We start from the raw sequence: 13,942 nt of genomic DNA, 5'->3' as shown, positions 1-13,942 counted from the left end.
TCAAGCTCCCGTGATGTCGTTGTCCGTGACCTGGCGGCCACCTGTCCAGGTCTGCTCGATGCTATTCGCGTAGGTGTCGAAGAGGCCGCCACCGGGGAGCCGCCGCAGGTGCAGGACCGGGGCGAGGTACGCGCCGATGCCGTAGACGTGAGTGTTCACCAACATCTCGTCATCGGCGCGATAGAGCGAGTTGTAGAGCGTCGCCTCGTGCAGCCGGAAGCTGATGTCCGGGTGGGTGGTGAAGAGCGGTCGGTAGTTCACCAGGGCGTTGCGGATCTTTCCGTCCATGATGCGGTGGCCCTCGTCTATGCCGCGCTGCCGGACGGCCGGGCAACCGGGGTCCCCGAGCAGGATGCGGACCTGCGCCCCGGCCTCCGACTTCGTACGCAGAAGCGCGATGAACTGCGGGTCCTCGGACAGCCACAGCCCGGCGTAGGCGAGCACGTCGATGTGGTGTGACGCGCGCCCGTACATCTCGCGCCACAAGCCGGACGGGACCATGTGCCGGTGCGGGTAGACGGTGAGGATTTCCGCCCGGCTCAGGTCCGCGGAAGTGTCGACCGCGCGAGCGTCCTCCCACAGCGTCGTGACGTCGACTTTCAGCATGGACGCGGTGGCGTACTGGTGGCGCCGGTACGGCACTTTCCCCTGCGTGATCCAGCGTTCGACCGTCTTCGGGTTGACCTCGATCGCCTCTGCGAGTTGCTGCACGGTCAGGCCCTGAGCCAAGAGCGCCGAGCGTAAGCGTTCGTTGGGCATCTCCACCCCCGGTGGGACGTCTTGGGAGCTCTTGACGGTAGCCAGATCAACCCAAGGTGTCCATGGGCGGGGTAACCAACGCCCCCGACCTGGAGCGATTCTGATTGTGCGCCAGGAAGTCCCGGCGCGAAAGCAAGAAGTTCCGTCGACCTACTTGACGGAACCACTATGCAGTACCTGTAATACAGGTACTGCATCGGTTCACGGTCCTCGGACGGCGAACCGGTCGACCGGAACAGGTCTGTTCATCCTGTTCCGGGCTGCACGGCCAGGAGCCCCGCATCGGACGGGGGGAGGGTCCCGGGTCCCTTGTCAGTCCCGGAGGGCTTAGACCGAAAGGTCACGTCCCCATACGCCTTCGCCAGGCATGGCCGCTCTACCTGACACGGGAGCGGCAGACCTGAAGGGGACATTCGCACTGCTCAACCCCACCGCAGCGTTTCCCGCTGCGGGCGGTTGCCTCCGTTGCTCGTCTCGTACGAGCGGCGCTGAGGGGAGCCGGAACGGGCCGGACCCGAAATCGAGGGGGGAACCTCGTGCCGAAGTACACCTTCGCCGCCGAAAAGCTCGCCGACACCCTGACCCCTGGGGAGATCACGAGCGCGAGCGGCACGTTGAGCGCATCCTCGCCGCAGGCCGCCAGGAAGGCGGTCGAGCGCAGCTTGCGCAGCCGGGGATACGAGCCGACCGGCAACATCACGATCACCCAGAAGTAGGCATACCTGCCTGCCCCACCTACACCCGATGAACGGCGCGAGCCCCCGGAGGTGCAACCCGGGGGCTCTGTTCGGGCCGTTTCACCTGCTAGGGAGACCACGACCCATGAACCACATCGTCACTGTTCAGGACGCTGTTACCGCGTTCGCCGACTTCATGGAGCCGACGAATGCGGAGCTGAACGCGATCGAGCAGGAGATGCCCGTGATCCTGGCGGACGTCGACCTGCTGGACGCGCACATCGTCACCCTTGACCGCGCCCCGTCTGAGCTGGACGAGCGGCGTATCCGCCGGGCCCGGCGCCGGGCGCTCGCCGCCCGCGTCGCGCTGGTCAACCGCGCGGCCGGTACGAGCCTGCCCGGGGGTGCCGCGTGAGCAAGCTGACCGCGCAGATGTCGAGTGACGGCGGACAGTGGCGCCTGTACGTCGTCCTGTACGGCGAGAGCGAGTGGCCCACCGTCCGGTTCCAGTCCGGTCCGGTACCCACCGGGTCGGATCGCCGGAAGGCCCTGACCTACCTCGGCTACGAGGTGGCGCCCGGTGCCGAGTGGGCGTGGATCGAGGACAGCCAGAAGCCCTTCGACGACAGCACCCCGGTCGTCCTGATCGCGACCGTGAACGTGCGCGAGCAGAAAGGGGCCACCACGTGAAAGCGAAGACGGTTCTTCCGGCTGTCGCGATGACGGCCGTGTCGATGGTGCTCACCCTCGCGGTGGTCATGATCTGGCTGGGGGCGGCGGTGCCATGGCCGGTCGCCCTGGTCGTCGGTCTCGGCATCGACGGCGGATGGCTGGCCACTCTCGCCTACGAACGGCGTCTCGCCGCGCAGGGCGACCACAACCGCGCCGTAACGGCGGTGGGCTGGTCCTTCGGTGTCCTCGCCGCCGGCGTCCTGGTCGCGCACGCATTGACCGCTGAACACTCCGCCAGCGCGTGGCTGGCCGTGGCGTGGCTGCCGATCGCTGCCAAGGCCCTGTGGCTCGTGCACAGCCTGTGGGAGCGGACCGCGCTCACCCCGCTCGCACTGGACGCGATCCGGGGTATCCAGCAGGAGGCGCGTGACGAGGCGGCCGTGGCCCGCGCCCGTCTGCGGGCGGAAGCGTCCACGGAGGAGACGCGGCTGACGGCCGTAACCGCCGCCGGGGCACGCGTCGCACGCGTCCAGGCGCAGACCGCACAGACCCTCGCGGGGGCGTGGTCGACGCTGGAGACCGCCCGCAAGGGCGAGGAGACCGGCAGGGCGCTGACCAGCGTGACGAACCCCGTCACACCCGGCGTCACACCCCGCTGGGAACTCCCGGTGTGGGGCCCGACCGAGCCGGTCCCGGCGCTGGAGACGGCCGCCCCGGCACTGTCGGATGACGCGCTGGACACGCTCGTTCACGACATCCGGCACAGCCAGACGCCGCCCCTGTCGTACCGCGACATGGCCGCCCGCTTCCGGGCCGCCGGCCACTCCGCATCCGAGGTCCGTCTCCGGGCCGCGTGGAAACGCGTCGCCTGATGGCCACGCTGCCGGTCTACCGGTGGCGCCTGGCCCCGAAGGGCTACGCCACCCGCCGCCAACTCCGCGCCCGTGGCCTGCGGCCCGGTGGCCAGGGTGTGGCCGCGCAGCTCGAACGGCCGCGCCGCCGCCGGGAACCGCTGGTCGCCTACCTCTACCGCATCGACCTCGCCAAGCCGGTCCGGCCGATGACCCCGGCCCGGCGGGCGGCGCTCGCCAAGGCCAATGCCGCCCGCCGCCTCTGCCCCGCCTGCCGGCGTGACGCCGGCTACGTCATCCCCACCTCGCTCGGCATGTGCACCCCCTGCGCCTATCCCGAGCAGTACGCGCCTGAAATCCCGGCGGGGCCCGTCCGCCCACCTCCTACAGCGACGGACCGGCCCCGCCTTCGTCTGCGAGAGAAGGACGTCTCAGTGAAGCATCCCGACGACGACCACGAACTGTTCAACCGTCTGGAAGCCGAAATGGCCTCCGCCCACGGCGCCGACGTGGTCGACCTGGACAAGGCCCGCGCCGCCCGCGAACCAGCCCCCACCACCCCCGCCGCGGGGCCTGAGCCGGCCGACCCGGACACCCCGGTCATGGTCGACCAGCCCGCCCCGGTCGCTGCTGGCCCCGGCTACCTCGGTCGACTCGCCGGCGCCCGCCGCCGCGCGGTCGTACCGGTCTGGCTGAAATCCGTGGCTGAGCTGCGCACCGCGTCCGCGTGGGTGGCCCGCCACTACACCCACGCCGCCGGCTACCACGCGCTCCGTGCCCCGATCTACGCCGCCCGCCTTGCCTTCCAGGCCCCGGCCGGCGCCGCGAAGTTCGTCGGGGGCACGCTGCGGTGGGTGGCCGACCGTGAGGGTGAACCGGTCCGGCTCGCCGCCGTGCGGCGTGAGGACGCCGCCGAGTACCTGAAGCTGTCGAGGCAGCGTGACGGACGGGTCCGGCTGCGGACCCTGGTCGCCGCGCTCGCGATGCTTGTCGGCCTCGGTCTGGCGCTCGCCCTGTACGTGCTGGCCCCCGACTGGCTGCAAGCCGTGTCCGTGGGCGCGGTCGTCCTCGCCCTCGGGGCCGCCGGCCGCAAGGCGGACGCCCCGGTCGTGCACCGGGCCGTGGAACTGCCCAAGGCAACCAAGCTGACCAGTGACATCGTCTTACGGGCGCTGGGGGCGCTTGGCATTCCCGCGATCAATCAGGCGCAGGGCAAGGGCCGGGACGGTTTCGAGTTCACCGCCCCCATCACCCGCGACGGCCCCGGCTGGCGCGCGGAAGGCAACCTCCCCTACGGCGTCACGGTGACGGACATCATCGAACGCCGCGAGCGGCTCGCCTCCGGTCTGCGCCGCCCGCTCGGGTGCGTGTGGCCCGAAGCGGTCCCCGACGAACACACCGGGCACCTCGTGCTGTGGGTCGGGGATCAGGACATGTCCCGTGCCTCTCAGCCGGCGTGGCCGCTGCTGAAGACGGGAAGCGTGGACCTGTTCAAGCCGGTCGCCTACGGCACCGACCAGCGCGGCCGGTGGACCGAGGTCACGCTGATGTACATCGCGGGCGTCATCGGTGCCATCCCGCGCATGGGCAAGACGTTCCTTCTGCGTCTGCTGCTGCTGATCGCGGCGCTCGACCCGCGTGCTGAGCTGCACACCTACGACATGAAGGGCACCGGCGACCTTGACCCGGTGGGCAACGCGGTCGGGTACCGGCACGCCGCCGGCGACGACGACGAACCCGTGCGGTACGCCCTGGACGACTTCCGGGCCCTGCGCGAGGAACTGCGCCGGCGCACGAAGGTGATCCGCTCCCTGCCCCGGGACATCTGCCCGGAGTCCAAAGTGACCAGCGCCCTTGCCGCCAAGCGGTCGTTGGGGCTGCATCCGATCGTGGTCGGGGTGGATGAGTGCCAGGTCCTGTTCGAGCACCCCGAGCATGGCAAGGAGTTCGAGGAGATCATCACCGACCTGGTCAAGCGCGGCCCTGCCACCGGCATCGTGGTCCTGCTGGCCACGCAGCGCCCCGACGCCAAGTCGCTGCCCACCGGAATCAGCGCAAACGCGTCGGCCCGGTGGTGCCTGAAGGTGATGGGCCAGTTGGAGAACGACATGGTGCTGGGCACCTCCGCCTACAAGCGTGGGGTGCGGGCGACCATGTTCGCCTGGGGAGACAAGGGCATCCACTACTTCGTGGGTGAAGGCTCCGACGCCCGGATCGTCCGCTCCGTCTACGTCGACGCCAGCGGCGCCGAAACCATCGCGGCCCGCGCCCGCCGCGTGCGGGAGAAGGCTGGACTGCTCGCCGGCCACGCCCTCGGGGAAGCACCGGAGCCGACCACGGCCGCCTACGACCTGCTCGCGGACATCCTCGCCGTGGTCCCGGCCAAGGAGGTCAAGGCGTGGTCGGAAACCATCGTGACCCGGCTCGCGGACCTGCGCCCCGAGGTCTACGACGGATGGGACCCCGACGCGCTCGCCGCCGCGCTCAAGCCGCACGGCGTGTCCACGATCCAGGTGGGGCGCCGGGTGAACGGCAAGGTCGTCAACCGGCGCGGTGTCGATCGCTCCCACATCACCACCGCAATTGCGGAGCGTGACGGAAAGCGCGACGCGGGCTGACGCTCCGGGGCCGCTAATGATAGCGGCACCCCCCGCTAACGTTAGCGGCCCCGCTAGCGCCCCAAACCGCCCCTGATCAGGCCGCTAGCGGATAGTGGCCCACCTGCGCAAACCCCAAAACCTGCCAGGAAGGGGCCCTGCATGACCTCCGCCCTGCTCGCTATCACCCTCATACTTGGCATCACGCTCTGTTACGTCGGGGTGTGTTCGGTGTCGCCGTTTGGTGACTGCCGTCGCTGCCGTGGCATGGGCCACGCGCTCAAGACGGACCGCAAGGGACGCATGAAGCGCGGCAAGGACTGCCGCCGCTGCCACGCCACCGGCAAGCGCATCCGTACCGGCCGCTGGCTCTACAACCGCTGGGCGCGCATCTACCGCGCCGGCACCGACACCCCGGAAGGGTCCCGATGATCCTCAACATCTCCGCCGTGCTGCTGTTCGGCGCCGCCTCCGTCTTCGCCGTCAAGACCAAGTCCGCCGGCGGCGGCGCCGCGCTCGTGCTGTTCCTGTTCGGGTTCTTCGCCGCCGGCACCGGCGCCTACGAGCCCATCCACAACCTCGTGCAGGCATCCGCCAACGCCCTCTCCGCCCTCGGCAACTGAAGGAGACCCGGCCGTGAACGAACCCACCACTCACCGGACCGCGCCTCTCGTGGTCCACCAGCCCACCCCGATCGCCCCCGTCGTCCACCCGGCGCCGGTCGTCCCCGTCCAGCCGGGCACGATCCCGGCGGTCGCGAGCGTCGTCCTGCCGGACGGCCGCGTCGTCACCGGCTACGCCGTGGCACCGGTTCAGCCGGAACCGATCGTCATCAAGCCGCCGGCCGTGTCCCGCACGGCGGTGAACGTCGCTCTCGGGGGCGTCGGGTTCCTCGCGGTGTGCGGCGGGCTGCTGCTGCTCACCTCGTTCATCGCCGCCCTGACCGCGTTCATCGGCCAGCTCATCATCCTCGCTGCCGTGATCTTCGGCGGATGGATCGCCGTTCAGGTCTTCAGCGCGAGCGGCCACGGCGGCGGGACCACGGTCAACATCCGCAAGGCCGTGATCAAGCGCAACCACTTCCACGGCTAGCTACGCCAAGGGCGGCCCCTCCCTCTCGCCAAAGAAGCGGGGCCGCCCTTGCCCACCTGCCAACCACTTGACCTGTGGAGGTTCCCAGCATGACGCAACCAAGCCTGGTCCGGCGAGGGCGTGACGGCATGAGCGCGCAGCCCGAACCCTTGCCGACTTCGCTGGCACTGGCCGCTTCCGGCGTGCCGGTGCTGCCCCTGCGGCGGGGCAAGGTCCCCTTCGGTAACTGTCCTACCTGCGCGGGCAACGCGTGCGGGGGCCGGCCGAACATGAAAACCCCGGGGCCCTGCCGGTGCCCTGGCGTCTGCCACGCGTGGGCCGCCGCCACCACCGATCCGGCGGTCATCGTCTCGCCCCCGTGGGCGGCGGCGTGGCGGCGGGCGGTGGGCGTCGGCTACCACCCCGGCGGCGCCCGCCTGACCGTGGTGGACCTGGACAACGCGGAAGCCATCGGATGGGCCCGCGGTTCGCTCCCCGCCACGCGGTCCGTGCCGACGACTCGCGGTGAGCACTGGATCTACCGGGGTGCCATGACCTCCCGCAACGCGGTGCGTCCCGGTGTCGACATCAAGTCGTCCATGTCCTACGCCCGTTACCTCGGGCCCGGCACTGGCCGCATGGCCACCCTGCCGGACGCCGTGCGCGTACTCGCGGTGAAGAAGCCCTCCCCGGCCCGGCCGGCACCGTACGCCGGCGCCGTGCCCGCAGGGCCGGGGATCGGGGAGTGCCCGCACCGCACGCCCGCCTACCTGGAACGCGGCATCGTGATGGCCGTGCAGCGCATCACCGAGACCCGCAGTGCCGTCCACGCGACCGTGTACCGGACGTTCCTCGCGGTGCTGTCCACGCACGGCCGATGCGGCTGCCTCACCGACACCCACGTCGCCCGGCTGTTCACCGCCGCGCAGACCAAGGGGGAGTCCCTGCGGCACTGCACCGACGCGTGGACCAACGCCCGCACCACGTTGGGACTGTGACCGTGTCTGACGATGACAAGAACCCCGCCCGCCAGATCATCACCGACTACGCGCAATCCCACTTCCGGTACTTCCGCACCGCCGACGGCACCGTGTACGCGCAGAAGAACGGCCACCCCGTGGCCCGCCCGATCCGCTCCCAGGGCACCACGGGAAGCCACCGGCAGGAACTCATGGTCGGACTGTTCAAGGACGGCATCGGCGTGTTCAACGGCACCGCCATGAAGGAGGCGCTCGACTTGATCGAAGCACTCGCACTGACCGAGGACGTGCAGCCCGTGCACATCCGCGTCGCCCCCGGATTCGACGGGGCGACGTGGCTGGACCTGGGCCGCAGCGACGGACAGTCCGTGCGCATCCACCCCACCGGCTGGGACATCCGCACCCCCGACCCGCAGGAGATCTGCTGGCGGCGCACCCAGCTCACCGGGGAACTGCCCCTGCCGGTCAAGGACACCGACGGCAAGGGCATCGACCTCCTGATGCGGCTGTGCAACTTCGCCAACGCCGAAACCGAATGCCTGGCCATCGCCTGGCTCATCGGCTGTCTCGGACCGTCCGTGCCCGTCCCGGCCCCGTTCCTCACCGGCCCACAGGGGGCGGGCAAGTCCACCGGCGGCCGGATGCTCGTACGGATCATCGAGGGCATGACCGGGGACCTGCGCCGGGCGCCCAAGGACGAAGAGAACCTGATCGCGGCGGTCGCGGCCGGATGGGTCACCGCCCTGGACAACCTCTCCCACATGACCCCGGACCTGTCCGACGCCATGTGCTGCATCGTCACCGGAGCCGAGAACGTCAAGCGCGCCCTGTTCACCGACGGGGCCGTCTTCCGCGTCGGCTACCGCCGCCCCCTGCTCCTGACCGGCATCGACGTGGGCGTCATCCGGCCCGACCTCGCGGAACGGCTCCTGCCCCTGCGGCTGGAACGCCCCCGCGTCCGGCGCACCGAGGCGGAACTGTGGTCCGACTTCGCAGAGGTCTTGCCCGTCATCCTCGGCTCGCTGCTGGATCTCACGGTGCAGGTACGGGCGGCTGAGGCGGACATCCCAACCGACCTGCGCATGGCCGACTTCGCGCACCTGTGCGCGCAGCTCGACGCGGCCACCGGCCTCGGGGCGCTCGCCGCCTACCGGGCCAGCCTGGACGACCTCAACGACGACGTCATCGAGGGCGACCTGTTGGCACAGACCGTGCTCAAGCACGCCACCAGCATCGACCCCGGGGGCGAGCAGCGGATGACGTCTGCCGAATGGCTGCACTGCCTCACGGGCCTCTATACGGGCGAGGACTTCCGCCCCCTGCCTAAAGGGTGGCCGACCACCGGCAAGGTGCTCTCAGACCGCCTCAAGCGCCTTCAGCCCACCCTCGCCGCCCGGGGCGTCCTCATCGACTGGGGACGCACCAAGACATCCCGCTACATCGAGATCGCGCGGCCGGCCGCCGCACCGCCCCCGTCAGAGCAGGAAGCGGCCTTCTGACCGTCCGGCACCGCGACCGCTCGAACAAGCAAGAGGAGCACGCGGCGCCGGGTGCTCCTCTTGCTTGTTCGGCGGCGGCGCCGCCCTGCAAGGGTCGCGCCGCGCAGCGGCTCCTTCTTCACGTCCTGAGCCGCGCACCACAACAGACACCACCCCCTCTTTGTCCGAAGTAGGAAGACGCTGCGTCACCTGCGTCACCCGCACCCCGTAAACGGCCAGTGACCTGCCGAAAGAGCGGTGACGCAGACGGCCGATTCCTGCGTCACCTCGCGTCACCTGCGTCACCCGATGACGAAGGTCTGCGTCACCGGTGACACACCCTCCCGACCTTGCGTCACCCCGAAACCGCAGGTCAGAGGGATGAATGACGCAGATGACGCGGGTGACGCAGAAATCCACACCTAGGACACACGCAGCCGTCGCCCTCCCCCAAGGAGTCGCACCGTGGCCCCAAAACGTGCCCCAGGGACCGACCCGCAGATGACCCTGCGCGCCGGCCTCCCTGACCGCTACCTCACCCCTGACGACCTCATCGAAATGTTCAGCCTGCCGAGCATCGAGACGCTCTATACCTGGCGCAAGACGGGCGTCGGCCCTCCCGCCATCCGCATCGGCAAGTACCTGCGCTACGACCCCGCCGCCATCCGCGCCTGGGTCGAGAACAACACCGAAACCGCCGCCGCCTGACACCCCACCACCCAGCAGGGGCACGACCAACACGGTCGTGCCCCTGCCGCATGCCCACAGGAGCACTCATTGGCCGGCCACATCCAAGACCGCTGGTTCAAAACCGAGACCGCAGCCGACGGCAAGACCACCAGGGTGAAGACAGACCGCTATGGGCTCGGGCTCCGCTACCGCGCCCGCTATGTCGGCCCTGACGGTACCGAGAAGTCCAAGTCTTTCCCGGACAAGCAGAAGCGCTTGGCAGAGAGGTGGCTCACCGAGACTGCCGCCGACATGTCACGCGGCCAGTACATCGACCCACGAGCGGCCCGAATTACCTTCCAGCAGTTCGCAGAGAGGTGGGTGGCCACCCACACGACCGAGATCAACAGCCGCGAGGCAGCAGAGCGCCGGTTGCGACTTCACGCGTACCCGTACATCGGAAGGCGCCCGCTCGCCTCGTTCCAGCCCGGTCATATCCGCACCTGGCTGGGTGAGCTGGAGGCCGCCGTCCCGCTGTCTTCGCACCGCCGAATCATCTTCGGAACCGTGTCCGCCGCCTTTAACGCGGCGGTGGACGACACGTTGCTGAGTAAGAACCCGTGCCGCGCACGATCAGTTCAGATCCCAAAGGCGGGCGCGCCCAGAGTGAACCCCTGGAACAGCTCTCAGGTGTTCGCCGTGCGCGGAGCGTTGCCCGAGCACCTGCGGGCGACGGTGGACGTCGCGAGCGGCTGCGGCCTCCGACAAGGGGAAGTATTCGGTCTCTCAGAGGAAGAACTCGACTACGCCGGCGGGTGGCTGTCGGTCAACCATCAGTTGAAGCGCATCCGGGGCAAGTTTGTGTTCGCTCCGCCCAAGGGCGGCAAGCTCCGTAGCGTGCCTCTCCCAGCGGCCGTAGGGAACGCTCTTCGCGCTCATTCGGAGCGGTACGCCTCGGTGAAGGTGACCTTGCCGTGGCGCACCCCCGACGGGCCGCCCGTGACGAGGACGCTCCTCTTCAGCGGAGCATCCGGCGCCCACGTACGGGTCAGCCACTTCAACGACCACATGTGGAAACCCGCCCTTGCAGCAGCGGGCATCATCCCGCAGCCCAAGCCTGGTGAGCGGTACGCAGCAGCGCCAGAGGACGGAATGCACGCGCTTCGGCACTTCTACGCATCCGTTCTGCTGGACGCCGGCGAGAACATTCGCGCCTTGAGCGCCTACCTCGGCCACAGTGACCCCGGCTTCACATTGCGGATCTACACGCACCTCATGCCGAGCAGCGAAGGGCGCACCCGCAAGGCCGTGGATGCCCTGTACGGGGCGCCACCGGCACATGATCACGGCCCAGAGACGGCCCAGTAAGCATCTGACGGCCCCGCGCAGTGACAAACGTGCTGGTCGGGGCCCGGATGCCGCTCCTGCGCGAGATTTCATCTACTTCTGGCCTATCTACACGGGCCAGACGCTCCCCATAGACGACTGGCGCGACCGCATCTGGCTCGACACCTGGGTCTAGCTGATGACGCGCTCTGTTGCTACGGGAGGCTGGGATCTCGCGGGTCCCGCTCAAGCCACGTTGCGTCCCCGGCGAAATTTTCGTCGTTGCCATCCCTCTTTCCGATGAACAGGTGGAAGTCGAAATGACGGATGAAGTGGTCAGGGAAGTTGACCGATTCGAAGGAGTGCCCGCGGGAATCCGCCAACCCATCTCTCAGGACAAACCGTGAGTCCTGATCGAAAAGCTGCCGCCCCTCCCTGTCCTCAGGCCTCTCCTCGAGCAGGAGTCGAAAGTTCTTGTGCCGCAAGCGCCGACTTGGGAAGTTGCGCGATCTCAGGGAGAACAGGAAACCTCCCTCAGGGTTCTCATGCTTCAAGAGCTCAAACTGATAGTCCTGCCCGAAGGCGGGCTCCATCCGGTTGAGTTCACCCTCGAAGTTCTGGTGCCGAAGGAAGAAACCGGCCTTGTTCCTCGATTCGAGCAAGACGAATTCACCCATGTCCGTGGCCTCCAATTCCGTGTCGACGACGGCCAGCGGGCCAACAGGGTTGGTCGATTTCGCAGCGATCCAGCTCGCACGAAATCCTTGCCGCACTTCCACGCTACGCGCCAGTGCGGCGAGCCGCCTCCCCGGGAAACAGCCCCGCGGGTGATGGCGCGCGAGCCCTTCGTGCAGGCGTCATCCGGTCGCCCACCCGCGACCCGCAGACGGCCCGAGGCTTGGTGGCCACCGCTCGGGATTCGACTGGCGCGACCGCATCTGGCTCGACACCCGGGTGTGAACGGGTGTTCGTCCCGGTCCTGTAACGGTCACCCCGGGTGTCACTGCTGTCCCGTACAGTGCGGTAATGCACCTCTTGAACACGTTCAGTTCAGGAGGGACTCCTGGGGAGGGGACTGCACAACATGCGCAGTGGAGCGAAGGTCGCCGTAGTTGGCGGGGTGTTCCTCGTCATGGCCGGAGGGGTGAGCTACGGCGCGTACTCCGTGGTGAGCGGCGAGACCGGCGGCAGGGACGCCAACACCGTCTCGGCGCCGAAGAAGTCGGGACCGCCGAGCGCGGACGAGATCGAGCAGACCGCGAAGGACTTCCTCGCCGCCTGGGCGAAGGGCAACGCCCGCGCGGCCGCCGACCTGACCAACAACGCCGCCGCCGCGCAACCGGCGCTGTTCGCCTACCGCGACCAGGCGCGCATCAGCGAGGTGAAGTTGACGCCGGGCACGGCGGTGGGTGCGAAGGTGCCGTTCACCGCCGACGCGACGGTGACGTACAAGGGCAGGAGCAAGGCATTCTCGTACGCGTCGGAGCTGACCGTCGTGCGTGGCCTGACCTCGGGGAAGGCGCTGGTCGACTGGAAGCCGTCCGTCGTCCATCCCGACCTGAACGAGGGCGAGGTGCTGACGGCGGGCGAGGCCTCGGCCCCGCCCATCAAGGCGGTCGACCGCAACGGCAATGAGCTGACGAAGGAGAAGTACCCGTCGCTCGGGCCCGTCCTGGACGCGCTGCGTGAGAAGTACGGCGAGAACGCGGGCGGGAAACCAGGCGTCGAGCTGGCGATCGAGAGCGGCGGCGATGTCGCCCCGCGCACTCTGGTCACCGTCACCAAGGGCAAGCCGGGCAGGCTGCCGACGACGCTGGACGCGGGCGTGCAGGCGGCCGCGGAGACGGCGGTGAAGAAGCACAACGAGGCGTCGGTCGCGGCGGTCAAGCCGAGCACGGGCGAGATCCTGGCCATCGCCAACAACCGCTCCGACGGCTTCAACGCGGCGGTCCAGGGCGCGCAGGCGCCGGGCTCGACCATGAAGATCGTGACGGCGGCCATGCTGCTGGAGAAGGGCCTTGTAGGGGCGGACCGCAAGGTCGAGTGCGACAAGACCGTTCTGTACCAGGGCCGCACCTTCCACAACCTGGACCACTTCGCCATCCCCGACGGCACCTTCGCCCGCAGCTTCGCCCGCTCCTGCAACACCGCCTTCATCAAGCTCATCGACGACACCAAGGACGACGCGGCGCTGCCCAAGACAGCACGCGAGGTCTTCGGTCTGGGCCTCGACAACTGGCAGACAGGAATCGTCACCGCCGACGGTTCGCTGCCGGAGGTGACCGGCGGCGAGGCGGCGGCGCAGTACATCGGACAGGGCGCGGTCCAGATGAACGCCCTCAACATGGCGTCGGTCACCGCCACCGCGAAGGCCGGCACGTTCAAGCAGCCGATCATCGTGCCGCAGTCGCTCGACCACCGGCAACTGGCCACCGCTTCCCGCTCCCTCTCCCCCTCGACCCACAGCCAGCTGGTCGCCATGATGCGCCAGACGGCGACGGCGCCCTGGGGCACAGGAACACAGGCGATGGCTTCGGTCGGCGGCGACAAGGGCGCGAAGACGGGCTCCGCGGAGGTCGACGGACAGGGCAAGTCCAACAGCTGGTTCGCCGGTTTCAGCGACGACGTGGCGGCGGCGGCGTCCGTCGAGTCGGGCGGCCACGGCGGCGACGCGGCGGGCCCGCTGGTGGCGGCGGTACTGCGCGCCGGCTGACACAACCGACTCGCATGGCCCGTACGGCTACCGCTGAGGTACGCCGTCGCACCGGCGCGGTCCCGCATCGCGGTCCACGGTGGAGGAGAGGACGTGCCGGGGCGCTCCCCGCAGGGTGTCGAACGCAACCACCCCGAAGAACCGCAAGT

Annotated in this window: 15 protein-coding genes; 13 read left to right on the top strand and 2 right to left on the bottom strand. The window is 69.2% G+C overall.

Going from position 1 to position 13,942, the window contains the following annotated elements; genetic code table 11:
- Window positions 1-759, bottom strand: coding sequence for a helix-turn-helix domain-containing protein (locus AC1P0E_RS20165; protein WP_482743542.1), 759 nt, complete (start codon window positions 757-759; stop codon window positions 1-3).
- 536 nt (window positions 760-1,295) lie between these two features.
- On the opposite strand from AC1P0E_RS20165, the gene AC1P0E_RS20160 reads away from it, so the two are divergent.
- The 12 genes from AC1P0E_RS20160 (at window position 1,296) to AC1P0E_RS20105 (ending at window position 11,122) form a co-directional block, all read left to right on the top strand.
- Window positions 1,296-1,475: a hypothetical protein gene (locus AC1P0E_RS20160; protein ID WP_482743541.1), complete on the top strand. Its 180-nt coding sequence runs from the start codon at window positions 1,296-1,298 to the stop codon at window positions 1,473-1,475.
- A 106-nt stretch (window positions 1,476-1,581) separates the two neighbouring features.
- Window positions 1,582-1,851 carry a DUF6284 family protein gene (locus AC1P0E_RS20155; RefSeq protein WP_482743540.1) on the top strand — a complete coding sequence of 90 codons (270 nt, stop codon included), beginning with the start codon at window positions 1,582-1,584 and terminating at the stop codon, window positions 1,849-1,851.
- Window positions 1,848-2,126, top strand: coding sequence for a DUF6303 family protein (locus AC1P0E_RS20150; RefSeq protein WP_482743539.1), 279 nt, complete (start codon window positions 1,848-1,850; stop codon window positions 2,124-2,126). The genes AC1P0E_RS20155 and AC1P0E_RS20150 overlap by 4 nt, the downstream gene beginning before the upstream one ends.
- Window positions 2,123-2,980 (top strand): protein spdB, encoded by an 858-nt coding sequence (locus AC1P0E_RS20145; RefSeq protein ID WP_482743538.1) that lies wholly within the window; start codon window positions 2,123-2,125, stop codon window positions 2,978-2,980. Before AC1P0E_RS20150 ends, AC1P0E_RS20145 begins: the two co-directional genes overlap by 4 nt.
- Window positions 2,980-5,577 (top strand): RRQRL motif-containing zinc-binding protein, encoded by a 2,598-nt coding sequence (locus AC1P0E_RS20140; protein WP_482743537.1) that lies wholly within the window; start codon window positions 2,980-2,982, stop codon window positions 5,575-5,577. Before AC1P0E_RS20145 ends, AC1P0E_RS20140 begins: the two co-directional genes overlap by 1 nt.
- Window positions 5,578-5,718: 141 nt before the next feature.
- Window positions 5,719-5,988 carry a hypothetical protein gene (locus tag AC1P0E_RS20135; protein ID WP_482743536.1) on the top strand — a complete coding sequence of 90 codons (270 nt, stop codon included), beginning with the start codon at window positions 5,719-5,721 and terminating at the stop codon, window positions 5,986-5,988.
- Complete coding sequence (locus AC1P0E_RS20130; protein WP_482743535.1) at window positions 5,985-6,179, top strand: hypothetical protein; 195 nt, start codon at window positions 5,985-5,987, stop codon at window positions 6,177-6,179. The genes AC1P0E_RS20135 and AC1P0E_RS20130 overlap by 4 nt, the downstream gene beginning before the upstream one ends.
- Before the next feature lie 13 nt (window positions 6,180-6,192).
- Window positions 6,193-6,648 (top strand): hypothetical protein, encoded by a 456-nt coding sequence (locus AC1P0E_RS20125; RefSeq protein WP_482743534.1) that lies wholly within the window; start codon window positions 6,193-6,195, stop codon window positions 6,646-6,648.
- Window positions 6,649-6,737: 89 nt separating this feature from the next.
- Entirely contained in the window at window positions 6,738-7,625 is an 888-nt protein-coding gene (locus AC1P0E_RS20120; RefSeq protein ID WP_482743533.1) for a bifunctional DNA primase/polymerase, read from the top strand.
- Window positions 7,626-7,627: 2 nt separating this feature from the next.
- The gene (locus AC1P0E_RS20115; protein ID WP_482745828.1) at window positions 7,628-9,106 is read left to right on the top strand and encodes an ATP-binding protein; all 1,479 of its coding nucleotides are present in this window, start codon (window positions 7,628-7,630) and stop codon (window positions 9,104-9,106) included.
- A gap of 480 nt (window positions 9,107-9,586) precedes the next feature.
- Window positions 9,587-9,793 carry a helix-turn-helix transcriptional regulator gene (locus AC1P0E_RS20110; protein WP_482745827.1) on the top strand — a complete coding sequence of 69 codons (207 nt, stop codon included), beginning with the start codon at window positions 9,587-9,589 and terminating at the stop codon, window positions 9,791-9,793.
- Window positions 9,794-9,862: 69 nt separating this feature from the next.
- Window positions 9,863-11,122: a tyrosine-type recombinase/integrase gene (locus AC1P0E_RS20105; protein WP_482743532.1), complete on the top strand. Its 1,260-nt coding sequence runs from the start codon at window positions 9,863-9,865 to the stop codon at window positions 11,120-11,122.
- A 173-nt stretch (window positions 11,123-11,295) separates the two neighbouring features.
- Here the strand turns inward: AC1P0E_RS20105 and AC1P0E_RS20100 are convergent, their stop codons facing one another.
- On the bottom strand, window positions 11,296-11,757 hold the full coding sequence (locus tag AC1P0E_RS20100; RefSeq protein WP_482743531.1) for an AbfB domain-containing protein: 462 nt from the start codon (window positions 11,755-11,757) through the stop codon (window positions 11,296-11,298).
- A gap of 407 nt (window positions 11,758-12,164) precedes the next feature.
- Between AC1P0E_RS20100 and AC1P0E_RS20095 the strand changes: the two genes are divergently transcribed.
- Window positions 12,165-13,793: a penicillin-binding transpeptidase domain-containing protein gene (locus AC1P0E_RS20095; protein WP_482743530.1), complete on the top strand. Its 1,629-nt coding sequence runs from the start codon at window positions 12,165-12,167 to the stop codon at window positions 13,791-13,793.
- Window positions 13,794-13,942: the final 149 nt, after the last annotated feature.

It is taken from the genome of Streptomyces sp. TRD_SC_5 (genome assembly GCF_056836825.1).
The sequence above is the reverse complement of the archived record's forward strand: the minus strand, read 5'-3'. Positions and strand labels throughout refer to the sequence as shown.

What these genes read in the sequence shown, in the direction of transcription:
- AC1P0E_RS20110 (WP_482745827.1), top strand. Translation starts at nt 9,587, where the DNA reads ATGACCCTGCGCGCCGGCCTCCCTGACCGCTACCTCACCCCTGACGAC.
- AC1P0E_RS20135 (WP_482743536.1), top strand. Translation starts at nt 5,719, where the DNA reads ATGACCTCCGCCCTGCTCGCTATCACCCTCATACTTGGCATCACGCTC.
- AC1P0E_RS20095 (WP_482743530.1), top strand. Translation starts at nt 12,165, where the DNA reads ATGCGCAGTGGAGCGAAGGTCGCCGTAGTTGGCGGGGTGTTCCTCGTC.
- AC1P0E_RS20130 (WP_482743535.1), top strand. Translation starts at nt 5,985, where the DNA reads ATGATCCTCAACATCTCCGCCGTGCTGCTGTTCGGCGCCGCCTCCGTC.
- AC1P0E_RS20165 (WP_482743542.1), bottom strand. Translation starts at nt 759, where the DNA reads ATGCCCAACGAACGCTTACGCTCGGCGCTCTTGGCTCAGGGCCTGACC.
- AC1P0E_RS20155 (WP_482743540.1), top strand. Translation starts at nt 1,582, where the DNA reads ATGAACCACATCGTCACTGTTCAGGACGCTGTTACCGCGTTCGCCGAC.
- AC1P0E_RS20140 (WP_482743537.1), top strand. Translation starts at nt 2,980, where the DNA reads ATGGCCACGCTGCCGGTCTACCGGTGGCGCCTGGCCCCGAAGGGCTAC.
- AC1P0E_RS20120 (WP_482743533.1), top strand. Translation starts at nt 6,738, where the DNA reads ATGACGCAACCAAGCCTGGTCCGGCGAGGGCGTGACGGCATGAGCGCG.
- AC1P0E_RS20100 (WP_482743531.1), bottom strand. Translation starts at nt 11,757, where the DNA reads ATGGGTGAATTCGTCTTGCTCGAATCGAGGAACAAGGCCGGTTTCTTC.